Genomic DNA, 19,193 nt, shown 5'->3' with positions numbered 1-19,193 from the left:
TTCCCCCACTAACCAACAGATGGGGTGCTCTTGGCTTCAAATCAAGAGGCCTGTCATAGACAGGCCTCTTTTATTGCCACTTAACGTTACCCTGCAGCCTGTTTTTACCCTTTTAACATTATAGCCGCTCTGTCAACCAGGGAGTAACGGACGCCAGCGCCGCCGGCAGCCGGGCCGGCTCGGTACCGCCGGCCTGAGCCATGTCCGGTCGGCCACCGCCCTTGCCGCCCACCTGCTGGGCCACCAGGTTGACCAGTTCACCGGCCTTGACCTTGCCGGTCAGATCCTTGGTGACGCCGGCAATCAGGCTTACCTTGTCGTCCGTTACCGTGGCCAGTACCACGATACCGGATTGCAGCTTGTTCTTGAGATCGTCCAGAGAGCCGCGCAGCGACTTGCTGTCAACGCCTTCCAGGTTGGCGACCAGCACCTTGGTGCCGTTCACCTCGATCACCTGCTCCAGCAGCGCCGTGCCCGCGTGCGCGGTCAGCTTGGCCTTGAGCTGCTCGATTTCCTTCTCCAGCTGACGGCTGCGATCCAGCACCTGACGCACCTTGTCGGACACCGCAAACACATCCCCTTTCACCAGGCCAGCCGCCTGGGCCAGTTCCTGATTCAGCTGATGCAGATAGGCCAAGGCCGCTTCACCGGTCACGGCTTCGATACGACGAACGCCGGCGGCAATGCCGCTTTCGGACAGGATCTTGAACAGACCGATGTCACCGGTGCGCTGCACATGGGTACCGCCACACAATTCGGTGGAAGCGTCGCCCATGGACACCACGCGCACTTCATCGTCGTATTTCTCGCCGAACAGCGCCATGGCACCGGCTTCCTTGGCGGAGTCCAGATCCATCAGCCGGGTAGAGACTTCGTGGTTGGCACGGATCTCCTTGTTGACCATGTCTTCGATTTCACGAATTTCCTGCTCGGTCATGGCTTCCAGATGAGAAAAGTCGAAGCGCAGACGATCGGGTCCCACCAGCGAGCCTTTCTGAATGACATGGTCGCCCAGCAGATTACGCAGACAGTCGTGCATCAGGTGAGTAACCGAGTGGTTCAGCGCCGTGGCCTGACGGCGAGAAGTATCCACAGCAGCAGTAACCGCCTCGCCCACTTCCAGGGTGCCCAGCTCCAGCTGACCAAGGTGCAGTATGCCCTTGCCGGCTTTCTGGGTGTCTTTGACCACGAACAGGCCGTCATCCAGCTTGATCACGCCGGTATCACCAACCTGACCACCAGACTCCGCGTAGAAGGGGGTCTTGTCCAGCACCACGGCGCCTTCTTCACCCGCGATCAGCGCCGAGACCGGCTCACCGTCCTTGAACATCGCCGTCACCCTGGCCTGCTCGGCCAAATGCTGGTAACCGGTAAAATCGGTTTCGCCATCCACCTTGATGACCCTGGAGTAATCCACACCGAAGTTGGAGGCTTCCTTGGCCCGCTCCCGCTGCTGCTGCATCAGAGTTTCGAAACCAGCTTCGTCAATGCTCAGCTCGCGGTCACGCAATACGTCGGCGGTCAGGTCCGCCGGGAAACCATAGGTATCGTACAGCTTGAACACCACCTCGCCCGGCAGCACCTTCGCGTCACCCAGCTCTGCAATGGCATCTTCCAGCAGTTGCAGACCACGACCCAGGGTGCGGGCAAACTGCTCTTCTTCCAGCCGCAGTACCTTTTCGATAATGGCACGCTGGGTGTTCAGCTCCGGATAGGCATCGGACATCTGCTCGCACAGCGCCCCCACCAGGGTGTAGAAGAAGGACTGCTCGGCACCCAGCTTGCGGCCGTGACGCACGGCGCGACGAATGATACGACGCAGCACATAGCCCCGGCCTTCGTTGGAGGGCATGACGCCGTCGGCAATCAGGAAGGAGCAGGAACGGATGTGGTCGGCGATGACCCGCAGCGACTTGTTATCCAGATCATCGGTGCCCACGGCCTTGGCCGCCGCCTTGATCAGTGCCTGGAACAGGTCGATTTCATAGTTGGAATGCACGCCCTGCAGTATGGTGGCAATACGTTCCAGCCCCATGCCGGTATCGACCGACGGCTTGGGCAGCGGCTCCATGGTGCCGTCTGCCTGGCGGTTGAACTGCATGAACACCAGGTTCCAGATCTCGATATAACGATCGCCGTCTTCTTCCGGGCTGCCGGGAGGACCGCCCCAGATATGCTCGCCGTGATCGTAGAAGATCTCGGTACAGGGACCGCAGGGACCGGTATCACCCATGGTCCAGAAGTTGTCGGATGCATACTGGGCACCCTTGTTGTCGCCGATACGCACGATACGCTCGGCCGGCACACCCACTTCCTTCGACCAGATGTCGAAGGCCTCGTCATCGGTGGCGTACACGGTCACCCACAGCTTGTCTTTGGGCAGCTTGACCACCTCGGTCAGAAATTCCCAGGCGAAGCGAATGGCATCCTGCTTGAAGTAGTCACCAAAACTGAAGTTACCCAGCATTTCGAAAAAAGTATGGTGACGCGCGGTATAACCCACATTCTCCAGATCGTTGTGCTTGCCGCCGGCGCGCACGCAACGCTGAGAGCTGGTGGCCCGGTTGTAGGCCCGCTGCTCCAGCCCCAGGAACAGATCCTTGAACTGGTTCATGCCGGCATTGGTAAACAACAGGGTCGGGTCGTTGTGGGGCACCAGCGAGCTGGATGCCACCACCTGGTGGCCCTGCTGGCGGAAATACTCGAGAAACGCGGTGCGTAACTCAGATGTGGTCATCTGCATGGATAATCCTGTTCAATTGCGGGGTTCATAGGCGTTAACCCGGATAATTTAAAAGGTATCCGGGTCAATGTAAAACGCGCCTTGCAGCGGCGGAGCAGAAAGGGCTACTCCGGCGGGGTCTCCAGGGCGTAGCGAACCTGGTCTGACGTGAAGCCCCGGCTCTGCAGATAACGCACCCGTTTGGCCTTTTCCTTGATATCCAGCCGCTCGGCAAAGGCGAAGCGAGACCGATAACAGGCCAATGCCAGCTCGAACCAGTCCGGGGCTTCCTCTGCCAGTGCCTGTTCGATATCGGCCTGGGTCACGCCCTTGCGCTGCAGCTCGACACGAATACGCAACGGGCCGTGCTTCCTGAAGATATGCTGGCGTACCTGCACCACGGCAAAGCGACTGTCGCACAGCCATTGCTGCTGCTCCAGCTTGTCCAGCGCCAGCTCGATAAGCTCGGCGTCAAACTGCCGTTGCCGCAGTTTTTGAGCCAGCTCGCGACGGCTGTGATCCCGGCGGGACAGCAGCCGGAGGGCGCAATCCCACAGCTGTTGAGGAGTAAGTGGTGGTTCCATCATGTTCTGTTAACAATACCGATAAAAACAAAGGCCGGGAAATCCCGGCCTGTTGATTAAAACTCTTCGTTGTTGTTCGGGCCGTCCAGCTCGGCCAGCGCCTCGCCTTTGGCTGCCCCTTCGTCTTTGGCACTTCCCGGTGCCAGCAACAACATCTGGCGTAGCTGCAACTCGATTTCGTCGGAAATGTCTTTATGCTCCAACAGATATTTCATCGAATTGGCCTTGCCCTGGCCTATCTTGTTGCCTTTGTAGCTGTACCAGGCACCGGCTTTTTCTACCAGCTTGTGCTTGACGCCCAGCTCGATCAGCTCGCCTTCCTTCGAGATACCGGCGCCGTACACGATCTGGAACTCGGCCTGCTTGAACGGCGGTGCCACCTTGTTCTTGACCACCTTGACCCGGGTTTCGTTGCCGATGACTTCATCACCTTCCTTGATGGCACCGATACGACGAATATCAAGACGAACAGAAGCGTAGAACTTGAGCGCGTTACCGCCGGTGGTGGTTTCGGGGCTGCCGAACATGACGCCGATTTTCATGCGGATCTGGTTGATGAAAACCACCAGGCAGTTGGCGCTCTTGATGTTACCGGTCAGCTTGCGCAGCGCCTGCGACATCAAACGCGCCTGGAGACCCACGTGGGAGTCGCCCATTTCGCCTTCGATTTCGGCGCGAGGCGTCAGGGCCGCCACCGAGTCGACAATGATGACGTCGACGGCACCGGAGCGCACCAGCATGTCGCAGATTTCCAGCGCCTGCTCGCCGGTATCCGGCTGGGACACCAGCAAGTCGTCGACATTTACACCCAGTTTGCCCGCATAAACCGGATCCAACGCGTGCTCCGCATCCACGAAGGCACAGACCTTGCCGGCACGCTGTGCCTCGGCAATCACCTGCAACGTCAGGGTGGTTTTACCGGAAGACTCGGGACCATAGATCTCGACAATACGACCGGTGGGCAGACCGCCGATACCGAGCGCGATATCCAGCGACAGAGAGCCGGTGGAGATCGACTCGACATTCAGCGCCTTGTTGTCGCCCAGCCGCATGATAGAGCCTTTGCCAAATTGCTTTTCAATCTGGCCCAGGGCCGCAGCCAAGGCTTTTTCTTTGTTCTGATCCATGAGGAGCTCCGCTGATTAATGCGTCGAAAAATATAAGGTTGAGTATACTGGTTATTCGTACAGTATCAAGTCTGTGAGGAAGCCAACAGGGCCAGACAATCCTGCAGCGCCGCCGCTATGGTTTGCCGGCGCACGGCCAGGCGGTCACCTTCAAGTTGCAGCAGGCGACAATGGGTTTTATTCTCCGCCGCCAGATAGCAGGCCAGCCAGACGGTGCCAACCGGTTTTTCCGGGCTACCACCGCCGGGGCCGGCCACACCGCTGACCGCCACCCCGAGTGAGTCACCGCCGGCCGCACAGGCACCTTTGGCCATGGCGATCACCACCGCCTCGCTGACGGCACCATCACGCTCGATAAGCGCGGGATCGACGCCCAGCATCTCGCTCTTGGCCGCATTGGAGTAGGTAACAAAACCGCGCTCGAACCAGGCCGAGCTGCCGGCAATATCGGTGATGGTACAGGCAATGCCACCCCCGGTACAGGATTCGGCCGTGGTCACCGTCAGCCCTCGACTCAGCAAGGCGTCACCCAGTTGTTGTGCCAGTGTCGTCAGATTCAAAGCGCCCTCCCCGGTCCATCGATATATTGAAAACTGATGGCTATTATGCCGAGCCGGAGCGGCATCGCCAACCGTCGCCTCAGGTATTAAAAAAAGGGCTGGCGGTGATCCCCTGCCACAACACCACCAGTGCCGACAGCGCGGAAATCAGCAGTATCGCCGGGCGGGCGCTGTCTTTCTGAAAGACCCTTTCAAGCCGCCGCGACAACCAGAAGCCCAGCAAAACGCCGGGCAGCATTTTCAGAACCAGTGCAGGGGCAAGCAATTCAAGCCCGCCATTCAGCAATAACATCAGTACCGACAACGGCGTGCCGATCAGGAAAAAAGCGGCAATCTCGTTGCGGGTCGTCAACCGTGACTCGTGTTGATAGAGCAAGGCCATCGGCGGGCCGCCGACCGAGGTGGCGGTGCCGAGCACGCCGGAGAGAAATCCCGCCACCGTCAGGCTGACCGGGGTCAGCGCAACCCCGTAGCGACGCAGGCTCAACCAGACCGCCAATAGCAGTGCCGTGCCGAAAAACAGGCTCAATTGCCAGGACGCTATGCTCACCAGCAATAAAGCGCCGCACCAGGAGCCGGGCAGACGCGCCACAATGGCGGGCAGCACTCGCCGCCAGTTAAGCGTATGCCGCTGCTTGAGCACCACCACGATAGACAGCATCCAGCCCAGTACCAGTACCGGCCCGGGCACATAGGCGGGATCGATCAGATACAGCAGGGGCGCGGCCAGCAAACCAAAGCCGATACCCACCCAGGCTTGCACCACTATGCTGCAGGTAACAATCAACAGCGCCAGCAAATCGATCGGGGTATACAGCATGCCGTTATCCTGCGTAAAAGGCGGCTATTCTAGCACGCAATAACAATGCCGGGCCGCAGACATGGCTCATCGCCAGAAAGACGGTCAAAGACGGCGCCAAGATTGGTATATTGCACGAATGTAGGCGGGCGCGCGCTTTAGCCGCGAAATCCTGCGCAGCAGGATCTGACGCACAGAGCAACATGAAACATAAGCGCAAAGATATCGCTCTGCGATATTGCAGGATGTGGCTACGCTACATTGCGAAGCTGAAGCAGTGCCTACAAAAGCGGTTATTCTGCAATAATCGCTTTTGTAGGCAAAACCGAGATCCTGACCTTCGTCAGGATGACGGTACTTCAAATAAAAAGGCACCCATCAACAAAGAAAGGTGCCTGTCTTTAAGCCGGGTGCTTGTTGTTACTGGTTACCGGCTGCCGGCTCCCTGGCGGGATCGATCGCTGTTTTCCACCAGAATACCGGCACCGAGACGGTTGATCTCGGCCCACAGCGACTCATCGATCTCGATGCCGTTATCGATGATGTATTCCTTGTTCTCGGCCAGATCCTCGGGACTCATGTAGCGTGCATTGCGGTTACCCTTGGACCGCTGCAGCGATCCGGCCAGATCCACCCGGGAACTGCAGACAATGGTCAATGTCTGGGGTTCATCCGGGCTGGTCACCAGCGTGGTGGCCGCTTCGCTGAAGCTGGGATAACGCTCCCCCGCCTTGATGGCCGCGGCGTATTCCTTCACCGTCTTGCTGCCATTCTGCCAGTAGGCGGTCACACTGATACCGCGTCGGCCACAGTCGGTCAGGGCCTTGAGCGCAAACATACGATTGTGACAGTTATGCACGGTAATGGTGGCGATGCCGTTTTCCAGCGCCTTGGCGTGCGCCAGATCCACCGACGCCGCGATGCAGTTCAACGCACTGCGATCATTGCTGTCGATAATGGCCGAGGTACTGTCTTCATAGACCACGGTACTCAGTGGCTTGTCGGCATCCAGACCGATATAGGGCAGTGCCCGCTTCAGCTCTTCCAGCCCGTTGAGGCCGTGTTTTTCCAGCCACAGCACCATGTTGGCGGCATCTTCATAGTTACCCACAAAGTAACCGGCCGATTCGAAACAGCGGCGCAGCGCCGCCTTCAGTTCATTCATCGAAACCTGCATCAGCTGTCTCCTTCCTGTGTCGGTGCCAGCGGCATAAACCAGTCGTCGTTATAGATTTTTCCGATGTCTTCCAGCAAGGGCGCACCCTGATACATGGTATTGCGTACCCACAGTTTGGAGCGCGGATCGAACTTGCTGACCCCGAAAAAAGACAGCTTGCAGCGCAACAGGTGCATGGGCAGTATGTCCCGCGCCAGCAGGTTGGCCTGAATGTCGCCATACACACACCGGTCCATGCTCTGGATGCGGCGCACTATGCCGCGCAGCTTGGGCCGGGCCACCATGAAGCGGGCCGTGGTGTGCTGCGGATTTTCCTTGATGTACTGGCACAATAGCTCGTAACACTTGGCTACGGCGTAGCCCACGCCCAGCGCCATCTGTTTTTCCCGGCCGCTATCGAGGGCACATTCACCCAGGCGGGGTTCCATTTTTTCTTCCGAGCGATACCAGAAAATATCCCGCGCTCCCGCCTTGCTGAAGTCGATTTTCAGCGTCCAGTCATAGCGACGCTCTATCACTTCCTTCAGCTTCTGCAGCGGCATCAGCGGATCCAGATCGAGAAACTCTTCCACGCAATAGTAGTCATCGAGCCCGTCCACCAGTTGCGGGTACAGCTCCAGCAACACAGAGACCAGCAGCTCCTGTCCCTGCAACGAGCAATGTTGCTCACTCCAGGCCAGCAGGGTATTCCAGTCGGTCAGGGAGCGAGCGGCCTCCTGCTGCAGGGCAGCCAGATCTTCAATCACCCTTTTGTTGTTATCGCTCTGCCAGGGATCTTCGGTCAGGGTTTCGGCCATGTGCCGGGCACTGCGGTCCAGCAGGGTGTCAAACTGGCGGCGCACCGGCTCGTCGATATGGCCGAGGCTGCGCACCAGCGCCAGCGCCAGCTCCCGCATTTCTACCCACTGATTGATCAGCATGGGGTGATTGATCAGATACGGCGCCATGCCGAGACCGGTGGAGTTGCCGATGCCGAAGTAGCGTTTTATCTCCGTTTGCATGGGGTGGTATTGCTTCGGATTACGGCTTTGGGCGATATGTTCCACCTGCAGCAGACTGAAGTTTCTCAGCATCAGGCAGGCAAACATTTCGGCGGCAAAGGGACGGGCAAAGTCCGGATAACGGCTGCTGACCTTGTCCCAGTCGGCCATGCCCAGCTTGCCGCTGCCATAGACGGCGGTGGTGCGATACAGATAACCGACCTTGGCGATCTGGGCCACATCGGGCTGCTCGCCTTTGGCCAGCTGATCGACCACATAATCGAAGTTGCGGGCGCTGCGATTGGCGCGAGACAGTACGAATACCCGCGAATCCACCCTTCCGGCCTCCTGCAGGGGGACATTCTGGCGCAAAAACGCCAGATACTCGTCTTCGACCCGGCCTTCCACCAGCGCCATGGTCAGATCCCACTTGCTGGCGATGACCCTGTCGTTACGTTCTTCGGGGCTCAGGTAATCGGAAAAAATGACGAAGCTGAACAGGCCCTGAGGGGTGTTGATTTCATAAATCACGGTGCCATAACCGTCGGCACACAAGTCCTGACGTACCGTACCTATCTGCCAGCGTTCCAGCATGATGCGGCGCACCAGTATGCGCATGAAACTCAACCGACTCTGATGCATGGCACCCAGCCGTTCCAGATCCATCACCTGCTCAACGGGTCGCAGCGGCAGTGCATTGGGCCCCCGCAGGGAGGCTTTGATCGCAGCTAACCTCATCATATTTCTACCCTCGATAATTGCTATATGTCCTTATTGCGCCATTGTTCGGACACCTAGCCCGACACGACACAGGGTCTGGAAGAAAAGACGGCATTCGAATTTCTGTGTCGAATGATCGGCCCACTTCCTGCCTCATGGAGCGCATCATCAGACAAAGCGATAAAACCAGACAAGTTAAATGGATATATCAATTGATAAGTAAAGTTTATCGATATGCTAACAAGGCGCATCAATACTGATGGCAATGTAAATATATGACCGCTTAATCAGGAAATATAATTAACAAAAATGAGAGATAAGGCAGGTTATGGTCGCTCATCCCTGCCGGTGGGGAGCCGGCAGGGAGCAGTCACTCAGTCTTGTCGGCTGGCCAGAATGAAGTCAACCAGCGCCTGGGCCGGCGGGGGCAGTGACTTGTTGTTCAGCCGAATGATGCCGATGCGGCGGGTGATCATCGGGGTGTGCAGTGGAATGAAGGTCAGCCGGGTATTGCCCTGCGGAAAGGCATACCAGGGCAGCGTGGTCACGCCAAAGCCGGCTTCCAGCATGGCGACCAGCGAGATCATGTTGGAGATGTAATACTGGGAGTGAGCCAGCAGAGATTCAGCTTCACTGCCCTCCAATAGGCGAGACGTGCCATTACTGATTAGTCGATACCGCTGTAATGCCTGCCAATGCACTTCGCTGTGGCGGGCCAGTGGATGGTCATGAGGGCACACCACGCCTAATTTATCTTCCCACACCGGCGTAAAGTGCTTTTCGCTCTGGTCATGCTCGTCGAACAGGCTGGCGATACCAAAGTCCACCTGCTGGTTTTCCACCATTTTCAGCACGGCGCCCGAGTTATCGTCAAACACACTGACATACAGTTCGCTGTCACCGATAAAGTTCATCAACAGCTCGGGCAGAAAGCGGCTGGCGATGGACGGCACCGAGGCCAGCCGCAAATGGCCAGTCTTGTGCTCGACCAGCAACGCCATGTCTTCGGCAATGCGGTCGTGATGGGCAATCAACTCCTTGGCCCTGGGCAAAAATTGTTTGCCAAAAGGCGTCAGCTCGGTCTTGGCAGAGCGGCTGTTGCGCTTCTCGAACAGCGCCTCGCCCAGCTTGTTTTCCAGATCGCGTATAGAAAGTGAAATGGCCGGCTGGGTTCGGTGTGCCTTTTCGGCGGCCACGTGAAAGCCTTTCAGCTCGGCCACCCAGACGAAGTGACGCAGCTGTGTGATTTTGAATTCCGGCAACACGATAAGACTTCCTTATCAATCAATATTATTTATTAATTTTTATTATTAAAGCACAGCTCTTATGATGAATCCAACTTGGTATAGGAGATCTATTATGTCTGTTTCAGTATTTCGCAACTACATTGCCGGTGAGTGGGTTGAAGGTTCAAGCTCAGTTGCCAACGTCAGCCCTTCCGACCTCAGCGATGTAATAGGTCACTACGCTCAGGCCGATGCCGCCCAGACCAAAGACGCCATCGCCGCCGCCGTTAACGGCCAGCTGGAATGGCAGAAAAGCGGTCTGGAGCAGCGCTACGCGGTGCTGATGGCCATCGGTGACGAACTGATCGCCCGCAAGGACGAACTGGGTCGCATCCTCGCCCGGGAAGAAGGCAAGACCCTGGCCGAAGGCGCCGGTGAAGTCTACCGCTCCGGCCAGTTCTTCCACTACTATGCCGCCGAAGTGCTGCGCCAGATGGGCGAAACCGCCGATTCGGTACGCCCCGGCGTCGAAATCGAAACCCGCCGCGAGCCGGTCGGTGTAGTCGGCATCATCACGCCCTGGAACTTCCCCACCGCCACCGGCGCCTGGAAAATCGCTCCGGCCCTGGCCTTCGGTAATGCCGTGGTATGGAAGCCGGCCAATCAGGTTCCTGCTTCTGCCTGGGCGCTGACCGAGATCATCTCGCGCCAGAACCTGCCTGCCGGTACCTTCAACTTGGTGATGGGCCCGGGTGCCGAAGTCGGTGATGTACTGATCAACTCCCGCGATATCAATGCCCTGACCTTTACCGGCTCGCTAGAAACCGGTCGCAAGGTCGCCGGGGCCACCGCCGTCAATCTGGTCAAGTGCCAGCTGGAAATGGGCTCCAAGAACGCCCTGGTGGTACTGGATGATGCGGATCTGGATAACGCGGTCGAATGTGCCGTGGGCGGCGCCTACGGTGGTACCGGCCAGAAGTGCACCGCCTCTTCCCGTCTGATCGTGACCGAAGGCATTCACGACCGCTTCGTTGCCGCCGTGATCGAGCGCATGAAGAAGCTGGTGGTTGGTAACCCGCTGAAAGCAGGCGTACACATCGGTGCCGTGGCCGACGCCCGTCAGATGGAGTCCAACCTGAAGTATCTGGAGCTGGCCAAAAACGAAGGCGGCAAGCTGGTGTACGGCGGTGAAGTGATCACCGAAGACACCGAAGGCTACTACATGCAGCCGGCGCTGTTCACCGAGACCACCAACGACATGACCATCAACCGGGAAGAAGCCTTCGCGCCTATCGCCTGCGTCATCAAGGTCAAGGACTACGCCGAAGCACTGGCCACCCTGAACGACACCAACTTCGGCCTGACCGGCGGCATCTGCACCGAGTCGCTGAAATACGCCACCGACTTCAAACGCAACGCCAAGACCGGCTGTGTGATGGTGAACCTGCCGACCGCCGGTACCGATTACCATGTGCCGTTTGGCGGCCGCAAGGATTCCAGCTTCGGCCCGCGTGAGCAGGGTACCTACGCCAAGGAATTCTACACCGTTGTGAAAACCACCTACATCCGCGCGTAACGGGGACGGGGCCATGAGCAGAGCATTGCATAACGACATGATAGTGATCGACGGTCTCCAGTATTCCAACTGGAACCGGGAGATCTTCGAACAACTGCACGAAGGCGGCGTCACCATGGTGCACGCTACCATCGTCTATCACGAGCAAATCCGTGAAACCCTGATGCGCGTTGCCGAATGGAACCGTCAGTTCGAGCAGCATGGCGATCTGATCATGCCGGTTCGCAGCGCCGCCGATATTCGACGCGCCAAGGCCGAAGGCAAGGTCGGCGTTATGTTCGGGGCGCAGAACTGCTCCCCTATCGAAGACGATATCGGCATGGTGGAGGTGATGCGTGATCTGAACCTGATGATCATGCAGCTGACCTACAATAACCAGAGCCTGCTGGCCTGCGGCTGCTACGAAGCGGTCGACAGCGGCGTCACCCGCTTCGGCCGCCAGGTGATCAAGGAAATGAACCGGGTCGGCATGGTGGTGGACATGAGCCACAGCGCCGAGCGCAGCACCCTGGAGGCGATCGAGATTTCCGAACGTCCCATCGTGATCTCGCACGCCAACCCGCTGAGCTTTCACGACGCCAAGCGCAACAAGTCGGATACGGTGCTGAAGGCACTGGCCGAGTCCGGTGGTTTGCTGGGCTTTAGCGCCTATCCCTTCCACCTGAAGAATGGCCCCGACTGCACCCTGGAACAGTACTGCGACATGATTGCCGACACCGCAGAGCTGATGGGCGTTGACCGGCTGGGCATCGGCACCGACCTGTGTCAGAACCAGCCGCTGTCGGTGCTGGAATGGATGCGTAACGGTCGCTGGTCCAAATCCATGGATTACGGCGAAGGCTCCAAGTCCAATGCCGATTGGCCGCGCCCGCTGTCCTGGTTCCGCGACAGCCGCGACTTCCCCAACCTGACCCAGGGCCTGCTGGCCCGGGGCTTCAGCAAGGAAGACGTGGCCAAGATCATGGGCCTGAACTGGCTCAACTTCCTGGATGATGCCCTGCAGCCGCAAACCGCTAGTCGTTAAGGATAACAAGGGGAGCCACGGCTCCTCTTTGCATGATGTTCCATTATGGAGGCGAACATGAGCAATAAAACAGAGGCATCCCTGGCCATGAATAAGGATATCAACGCCAAACCCGGCTTTTTCACCGGTCTCGACCTGCCGGTTTTTCTGATCAGCGGTGGCGCCCTGCTGCTGTTCGTCGCCATGGCGCTGTATGACATCGAGCTGGTTTCGGCTTTCGTCAACAGTGCCTTTGCGGTATCTACCCGGCTGTTCGGCGCCTACTGGCAGGTGCTGCTGCTGATGACCTTCCTGATCGGGTTGGCCATGGCCGTGGGCCGTGGTGGGCAGGTTCGTTTGGGTAATCTGAGCAAGCCCGAAATGTCCACCTTTCAGTGGATGTCGATCATCATGTGTACCCTGCTGGCCGGAGGGGGCGTGTTCTGGGCCGCCGCCGAGCCCATGGCACACTTTATGTCACCGCCGCCCATGTATGCGGGCGAAACCGACAAGATGAACATGGCCATCAACGCCATGGCCCAGAGCTTCATGCACTGGGGATTTTTGGCCTGGGCCATTCTTGGCAGCCTGACCGGCATCGTGTTCATGCACCTGCACTACGACAAGGGCCTGCCGCTGAAGCCGCGCACCCTGCTCTACCCGGTGTTTGGCGACAAGGTGATGAAAGGCTGGCTCGGCTCTCTGGTCGATGCCTGCTGCGTGCTGGCGGTGGTTGCCGGTACCGTGGGGCCCATCGGCTTTCTCGGCCTGCAGGTCAGCTTCGGTCTGGAAAAACTGTTCGGCATTCCCGATGTCTACAGCACCCAGGTGGCCATTCTGGTCGGCCTGATCTGCATCTATACCCTGTCGGCGGTGAGCGGCGTGACCCGCGGCATTCAGATATTGAGCAACATCAATGTGGTGCTGGCCGCCTTTCTGATGCTGTTTATTTTTCTGTTCGGCCCGACCGCCTTCATCGTTAACACCTATCTGCATGCCTTTGGCCTCTATCTGAACAACTTTATCCCGATGGCGACGTTCCGCGCCGATCCGGCCTGGCTGGACTGGTGGACCGTGTTCTTCTGGGGTTGGTTCCTGGGTTATGGCCCGCTGATGGCGATGTTTGTGGCACGTATTTCCCGCGGCCGCACCGTGCGTCAGGTAATAGTGCTGATTTCCATCATAGCGCCCATGATCACCTGCTTCTGGTTCACCATCATGGGTGGCAGCGGCCTGGCGTTCGAGCTGGCCAATCCCGGCAGCGTGTCCGGTCCCTTCACCGGTTTCAACCTGCCCGCCGCCCTGCTGGCGATTACCGAACAGCTGCCGATGGGCTTTATCATCTCGGTGCTGTTTCTGGTGCTCACCACCATCTTCGTCGCCACCACCGGTGACTCCATGACCTATGCGGTGTCCATGGTCATGACCGGTACCGACCATCCTCATGCGGGTGTGCGGGTGTTCTGGGGCATCATGATGGGGGTAGTGGCCGCCATCCTGATTTCCATCGGCTCCGGCGGTATCACCGCCCTGCAGTCCTTCATCGTGGTCACCGCCGTGCCGGTATCACTGGTGCTGCTGCCCACCCTGTGGACGGCGCCGAAAATCATCAAAAAAATGGCGACGGAACAGGGGCTGTAAGCCGTCGCCGGCACCGGGAAAATGCCCGGTGCAACCTCTTTTGAGCGGCAATAGCCGCTCTTTTTTTCACTGCATAAAGTAAAGGAACAATCGATGAAAACAGCCGTAAAAACCGAACTCTTCGCCTCCAAGGCGCCGCTGGAATGGGCCGTCATGGCCAATGGTCAGTTCTATACCGCCCAGATCCCCATTGATACCGAAGGCAAGGTGGTCGACGGCGGTATCGAAGCTCAGGCCCGCCAGACCATGGACAACTTCAAGCACACGGTAGAAGCGGCCGGCCTGACCATGGCGGATGTGACCCAGGTGCTGATCTACGTCACCGCCCGCGACCAGCTGCCGGTGTTCAACAAGGTCTATGCCGAGTACTTCGAGGCCCCCTACCCCAACCGCGCGGCCATGATCGTCGCCGGCCTGGCCCGGGAAGAAATGCTCTGCGAGATCGTGGCCTACGCCGCCCAGCCCTGATGCATTTGAACCCGACATTCCCCCTCGGTGGAAAATATTCGGAATAAACAGGGCGACCCGACTGCGCTTGTCGGCGGGTCGCCCTTACCCTGCCTCATCGCTACCGCTCGACCACCTTCATTATTACCACTCATGCCTTCCATCCCGGATGCTGGTATCATGCCGCCCCGGCAGCGGGCCTGTCGTCGCTCGCCGCACCGTTTCCAGAAACAGTCTCATAAAGATATAAGGTATTGATTTAGCTATGAATCAAGACAACACCCAACATACTCCCATGATGCATGGGTGTATTAGCATTGATTTATAAAGTATTTTTAAAACAAAAAATAAAAACCTACAATTCAACCTACACAAAATCCGGGCTCACGATCTGGCCGATTCTCCCCTCTAACTCGCCATTCATCACTTAGCACCACGCATCCTCTGCACAGATTGCACCGTTAAATATTGAATAAAAATACAAATCAAACTCGATTATAAAAATTTATAAACCCATATCACTTCATTGATCTCGGTAGAACAACACTGCCTTTTCTCAGCCTGCGTTGATCAGGCGTCAATGGAGTATTCGTTATGTCTCACCTCATCGAATCCATGGCCTACGTGGGCCAAACGCCCTGGCATGGCCTGGGCAATCAGCTCAGTCGCCAGCAGCCGCTGTCGGTCTGGCTCAAGGAGGCCGGCATGGACTGGTCCATCAAACAAAGCGATGTCATGTTCAACGCCGCCGATGACGGCCTGTTCCTGCGCACTCACGATGGCGCTCAGGTGCTGTATCGCTCCGATACCCTGGCCCCGCTGTCGGTAGTGTCCAATCGCTACAAGGTGGTGCAGCCCGAGGAGGTGCTGCATTTCTATAAAGACCTGGTGCATGCCGGTGGTTTTGAGCTGGAAACCGCCGGTGTGCTCAAGGGCGGTCGCAAGCTGTGGGCATTGGCCAAAACCGGCCAGGCAGACAAGCTCAAGGGGAACGATCACATCAAAGGCTATCTGCTGCTGGCCACCAGTTGCGACGGCACTCTGTGCACCACGGCACAGTTCACCTCGGTACGGGTGGTGTGCAACAACACCCTGCAGGTGGCCGTTGGCCAGAAGGCCGGCGCGGTCAAAGTGCCCCACTCCACCGTGTTCGACCCCAAGCAGGTAAAAGAGGCCCTGGGGCTCGGCCTGTCGAGCTGGGATACCTTCATGCGCGACTTGAAGGCCATGAGTCAACGCCCGGTTTCGCCGGAGGAAGCCCATCGCTTCTTTGCCGAGGTGCTGGACGACCCTTGTGCCACCCAAGCCGACCTGCCGCCCGCCAAGCCGATGCAGCAACTGCTGAGCCTGTACGACGGTGCCGGTATGGGCGCAGACCTGGCTTCCAGCAAGAACACCGCCTGGGGCCTGGTGAACGCCATGACCGAATTTGTGGACCACCATCGCCGTGCCCGCAGTCAGGACAACCGCCTCGACTCCGCCTGGTTCGGGCTTGGCGCTCAACTGAAACAAAAAGCCTACGGCCAGGCCATGGCCCTGCTTTCCTGAATTGATTACCCACACACCCCACATAGGCCCTGCTGGCGCTTGCCAGCAGGGCCTTTATGCGTTTTAGGAGACTCACCATGAAAACTCGTTATTCCCAAGCCCTGCGTCTGGCCGACACCAAGGCCCTCACTCACCAACAATGGCTGGAAGTGCGCCAGTCCGGTATCGGCTCGTCCGATGCGGCGGTGGCCATTGGCATGTCCCCCTACAAGAGCCCCTTGTCACTGTGGCTGGAGAAAACCGGCCGTCGTCCGGCACCGGACTTAAGCAACAACGAAGCGGTATTCTGGGGCACCACCCTGGAGCCGGTGCTGGCTTACGTCTACGCCCAGCGCACCAAGCTCAAGGTGCGTCGGGTCAATGCGGTGCTGCAGCACCCGGAACATCCCTTCATGCTCGCCAACCTGGACCGGGAAGTACTGGGCCACCCGGATGGCGTCGGCACCCTGGAGATCAAGACCGCCGGTTATCACTCCGCGCCCCAGTGGGAGCAGGGCATCCCCCTCGCCTACCAGTGCCAGGTACTGCATCAGTTGGCCGTCACCGGCCATGCCTGGGCCGATGTGGCGGTACTGATTGCCGGGCAGGATTTTCGTATCTACCGCATTAATCGGGACGACGACAAAATTGCCGACCTGATCCAGGGGGAGACCGTGTTCTGGCAGCACGTGGTCAACGACACCCAACCGGAGCCGGACGGTTCGGAAGACGCCGGCCAGGCCCTGCAATCGATCTACCCCGAAGACAAAACACCGGTACTGGATCTGACCGAGTCGGCGGAAATGAACACCCTGTTCTGCCACTTTCTCAGTGCCAAGGAGAAGAAGGAAGAAGCCGAAGCTCGCGAGGCCAGGCTCAAGCAACAACTGCAAGCCGCCCTGGGCGACGCCGGCGGCGCGGTATTCCAGGAAGGAAAGATCAGCTGGAAACGCAGCCGTGATCGGGTGGTGCCCGATATGGAAAAGCTCAGCCATTCCCATCCGGAATGGCTGCAGCAGTGCAGCAAAACCGTGCCCGGCTCACGCCGTTTTACCGTGCAACTGCAAAGGAGCAAGTCATGATCAAGGGACTGGCCATCACGCCACCCATTATCGGGCGGATCAGCATTGGAAAGCTGGTCAACAAAAACGACAAGTGGCTGCCGGAAAAGGACGACAGCTTTACCCTCACCACCCAGGTCCAGAGCCGCAACGGCTGGCTGCTGCACCCGCTGCACCAGCGCTACGCGGAGGGCGCCGCCAACGGCAAGATCCGGGCAATCCCGGTGCGGGTATTGTTCAACGACAGTGAGCTGAACCTGCGGGCCGAGTACAGCGCCTTTGATCGCAGTACCGGGCGGCCGCTGTGCGTGGGCAATGGCGAGACCGCCAAACGCGTGAATGAAGGAGGAATGGAAGAAGTGACTTGCCCGGGGCCGGAGTATTGCCGCTTTGCCCATGAGCAGGGCTGCAAGCTTTATGGCCGCCTGAATCTGCAGGTGGAAGGCCAGAACGACGAACTGGGCAGCTTTATCTTTCGCACCACGGGTTATAACTCGGTGCGAACCCTGGCGGCCCGGCTGCGTTACTTTGAGGCGGTAACCGGTGGCCATACCCGCCATCTGGCGCTGCAACTCAAGCTCAGGGCCAAGAGCACCACCCAGTCCTACCGCACTCCGGTGTATTACGTGGACTTGACCCTGCGCGACGAGGACAACCTGGCAGACGCGGTGCGCGCCGCACTACAGGAGGCAGAGCACTACCGGCAGGCCGGGGTGAACATGGCCAGCCTGGAGCACACCGCCAAGCAGCTGCTGCATAACGGCCAGTTTGAAGACGGTGAAGATGAAGTCCCGCTGTTGCTGGACGAGTTCTACCCGGAGCCAACCGAGCCGCCAGTGCCCGAACCCGACAGCAAACCCGCCACCCTGGTCAAGTCTACCCGCCTGACCAACAAACTGGGCGCCGTCCAGTAACCCCACAACCGTCATTATCTGTCCACTGCGCGTCGCCCCCGGGCGGCGCTTTTTTATGCCTGGAGTGTGTTATGAGTGAAAAACGCTTTATCGCCGGCGAGCAGGCCGGCACCTACCTGGCCCCCGGTCCGGTGACCGAGGCCGACATTCTGCACATGGCCCACAAGCTGGCCCGCCGGCGGCTGGCCAAGGGCCGGGTACTCGACGCCCCGAGCAAAACCTTTGAGGCGCTGCGTACCCTGCTGCAGGAATGCGAGCACGAAATCTTCGCGGTGGTGCTGCTCGACAACCAGCACCGCATCCTGCGCTTTGAACAGCTGTTTCGCGGCACCATCGACGCCGCTAGCGTCTATCCCCGGGAGGTGGTCAAGCTGGCCCTAGCCTGCAACGCGGCCGCCGCCATCTTTGTGCATAACCACCCGTCCGGCAACCCCGAACCCAGCCGGGCGGACGTAGCCATTACCCAGCGCCTGCGCGATGCCCTCAGCCTGGTCGACATCCGCACCCTGGATCATGTGATTGTTGGCCTGGAAGGCTGCGTGTCTCTGGCGGAGCGCGGCCAGATTTAACCCAAGGAGCCCCCATGGAGTTCAACCCGAATGAGCTGGAGCCCCAGTTCAACGAGCAACGGTTCTGGCGCAAACTCAGGGCCAACCTGCGTCGGGCAGGCAAGGAAGTGATCCGCCACTGCCTGTGCCTGCACTACGCGGCCCAAAAGCCGCAGACCCCGCTCTGGGCCAAGACGGTAGTGTACGGTGCCCTGGCCTACTTCCTTATCCCGCTGGATGCCATTCCGGATACAATTTTCGTGATTGGCTACAGCGACGACCTGGCGGTGCTGAGCGCCGCCCTGGTCACCATCTCGCTGTACGTGGATGCCGAGGTAGAGCGGCAAGCCGACCGCAAGCTGCGGGAGTGGTTTGGATAGATAAACTGAAAAAGCGGCGGTGAGTCGCTTTTTTTTGTTTGATTGATTTTAAAAAATAACATTTCATTGTATTAATATGCAACCAGCTTCAACCTGGCATAAAGCTGCCCTGGCATTACGCTCCTTGGTCAGGGTGAGAGCGTGAACATTTTGTTAAAAAACCAAGGTGTTCATGCTCACTGCGCCGCCATTGCCCTCAGC

The 19,193-nt window shown here is 58.6% G+C and carries 17 protein-coding genes; 9 read left to right on the top strand and 8 right to left on the bottom strand.

Annotated features, from left to right (window positions below; translation table 11 throughout):
• Positions 1–118 precede the first annotated feature (118 nt).
• The 8 genes from alaS to ABD827_RS02510 form a co-directional block, all read right to left on the bottom strand.
• On the bottom strand, positions 119–2,743 hold the full coding sequence (gene alaS, locus ABD827_RS02545) for an alanine--tRNA ligase (protein ID WP_344962070.1): 2,625 nt from the start codon (positions 2,741–2,743) through the stop codon (positions 119–121).
• 104 nt (positions 2,744–2,847) lie between these two features.
• Positions 2,848–3,309 carry a regulatory protein RecX gene (locus tag ABD827_RS02540; RefSeq protein WP_344962069.1) on the bottom strand — a complete coding sequence of 154 codons (462 nt, stop codon included), beginning with the start codon at positions 3,307–3,309 and terminating at the stop codon, positions 2,848–2,850.
• Between the two features lie 53 nt (positions 3,310–3,362).
• On the bottom strand, positions 3,363–4,433 hold the full coding sequence (recA, locus tag ABD827_RS02535; RefSeq protein ID WP_344962067.1) for a recombinase RecA: 1,071 nt from the start codon (positions 4,431–4,433) through the stop codon (positions 3,363–3,365).
• Positions 4,434–4,498: 65 nt separating this feature from the next.
• Positions 4,499–4,993, bottom strand: a complete 495-nt coding sequence (locus tag ABD827_RS02530; RefSeq protein ID WP_344962065.1) for a CinA family protein — start codon at positions 4,991–4,993, stop codon at positions 4,499–4,501.
• Positions 4,994–5,072: 79 nt separating this feature from the next.
• A complete protein-coding gene (locus tag ABD827_RS02525) occupies positions 5,073–5,813 on the bottom strand; it encodes a sulfite exporter TauE/SafE family protein (RefSeq protein WP_298723350.1) in 741 nt (246 codons plus the stop codon).
• Between the two features lie 406 nt (positions 5,814–6,219).
• Entirely contained in the window at positions 6,220–6,969 is a 750-nt protein-coding gene (locus tag ABD827_RS02520; RefSeq protein WP_344962061.1) for a DUF3726 domain-containing protein, read from the bottom strand.
• Positions 6,969–8,690, bottom strand: coding sequence for a hypothetical protein (locus ABD827_RS02515; RefSeq protein ID WP_344962059.1), 1,722 nt, complete (start codon positions 8,688–8,690; stop codon positions 6,969–6,971). The genes ABD827_RS02520 and ABD827_RS02515 overlap by 1 nt, the downstream gene beginning before the upstream one ends.
• Positions 8,691–9,043: 353 nt before the next feature.
• Positions 9,044–9,934: a LysR family transcriptional regulator gene (locus ABD827_RS02510; RefSeq protein WP_298723358.1), complete on the bottom strand. Its 891-nt coding sequence runs from the start codon at positions 9,932–9,934 to the stop codon at positions 9,044–9,046.
• A 94-nt stretch (positions 9,935–10,028) separates the two neighbouring features.
• On the opposite strand from ABD827_RS02510, the gene ABD827_RS02505 reads away from it, so the two are divergent.
• From ABD827_RS02505 to ABD827_RS02465, 9 genes are all read left to right on the top strand, one after another.
• A complete protein-coding gene (locus tag ABD827_RS02505) occupies positions 10,029–11,471 on the top strand; it encodes an aldehyde dehydrogenase family protein (RefSeq protein WP_344962054.1) in 1,443 nt (480 codons plus the stop codon).
• A gap of 13 nt (positions 11,472–11,484) precedes the next feature.
• The gene (locus ABD827_RS02500; RefSeq protein ID WP_344962052.1) at positions 11,485–12,495 is read left to right on the top strand and encodes a dipeptidase; all 1,011 of its coding nucleotides are present in this window, start codon (positions 11,485–11,487) and stop codon (positions 12,493–12,495) included.
• 57 nt (positions 12,496–12,552) lie between these two features.
• On the top strand, positions 12,553–14,115 hold the full coding sequence (locus tag ABD827_RS02495; protein WP_344962050.1) for a BCCT family transporter: 1,563 nt from the start codon (positions 12,553–12,555) through the stop codon (positions 14,113–14,115).
• A 93-nt stretch (positions 14,116–14,208) separates the two neighbouring features.
• Entirely contained in the window at positions 14,209–14,583 is a 375-nt protein-coding gene (locus ABD827_RS02490) for a RidA family protein (protein WP_344962048.1), read from the top strand.
• Positions 14,584–15,156: 573 nt separating this feature from the next.
• Positions 15,157–16,110 carry a DUF932 domain-containing protein gene (locus ABD827_RS02485; protein WP_344962046.1) on the top strand — a complete coding sequence of 318 codons (954 nt, stop codon included), beginning with the start codon at positions 15,157–15,159 and terminating at the stop codon, positions 16,108–16,110.
• 77 nt (positions 16,111–16,187) lie between these two features.
• A complete protein-coding gene (locus ABD827_RS02480; protein ID WP_344962044.1) occupies positions 16,188–17,171 on the top strand; it encodes a YqaJ viral recombinase family nuclease in 984 nt (327 codons plus the stop codon).
• Positions 17,168–18,064 (top strand): recombination directionality factor, encoded by an 897-nt coding sequence (locus ABD827_RS02475; protein ID WP_344962042.1) that lies wholly within the window; start codon positions 17,168–17,170, stop codon positions 18,062–18,064. Before ABD827_RS02480 ends, ABD827_RS02475 begins: the two co-directional genes overlap by 4 nt.
• A gap of 71 nt (positions 18,065–18,135) precedes the next feature.
• Positions 18,136–18,633, top strand: a complete 498-nt coding sequence (gene radC / locus ABD827_RS02470) for a RadC family protein (protein ID WP_344962040.1) — start codon at positions 18,136–18,138, stop codon at positions 18,631–18,633.
• A gap of 14 nt (positions 18,634–18,647) precedes the next feature.
• Positions 18,648–18,992 carry a YkvA family protein gene (locus ABD827_RS02465; protein ID WP_344962038.1) on the top strand — a complete coding sequence of 115 codons (345 nt, stop codon included), beginning with the start codon at positions 18,648–18,650 and terminating at the stop codon, positions 18,990–18,992.
• Positions 18,993–19,193 lie beyond the last annotated feature (201 nt).

Source organism: Oceanisphaera sediminis, from assembly GCF_039539745.1.
GTDB classification, from domain to species: domain Bacteria; phylum Pseudomonadota; class Gammaproteobacteria; order Enterobacterales; family Aeromonadaceae; genus Oceanimonas; species Oceanimonas sediminis.
Note: the sequence above shows the minus strand (reverse complement) of the source record. Positions and strands in the feature narration are given on the sequence as shown.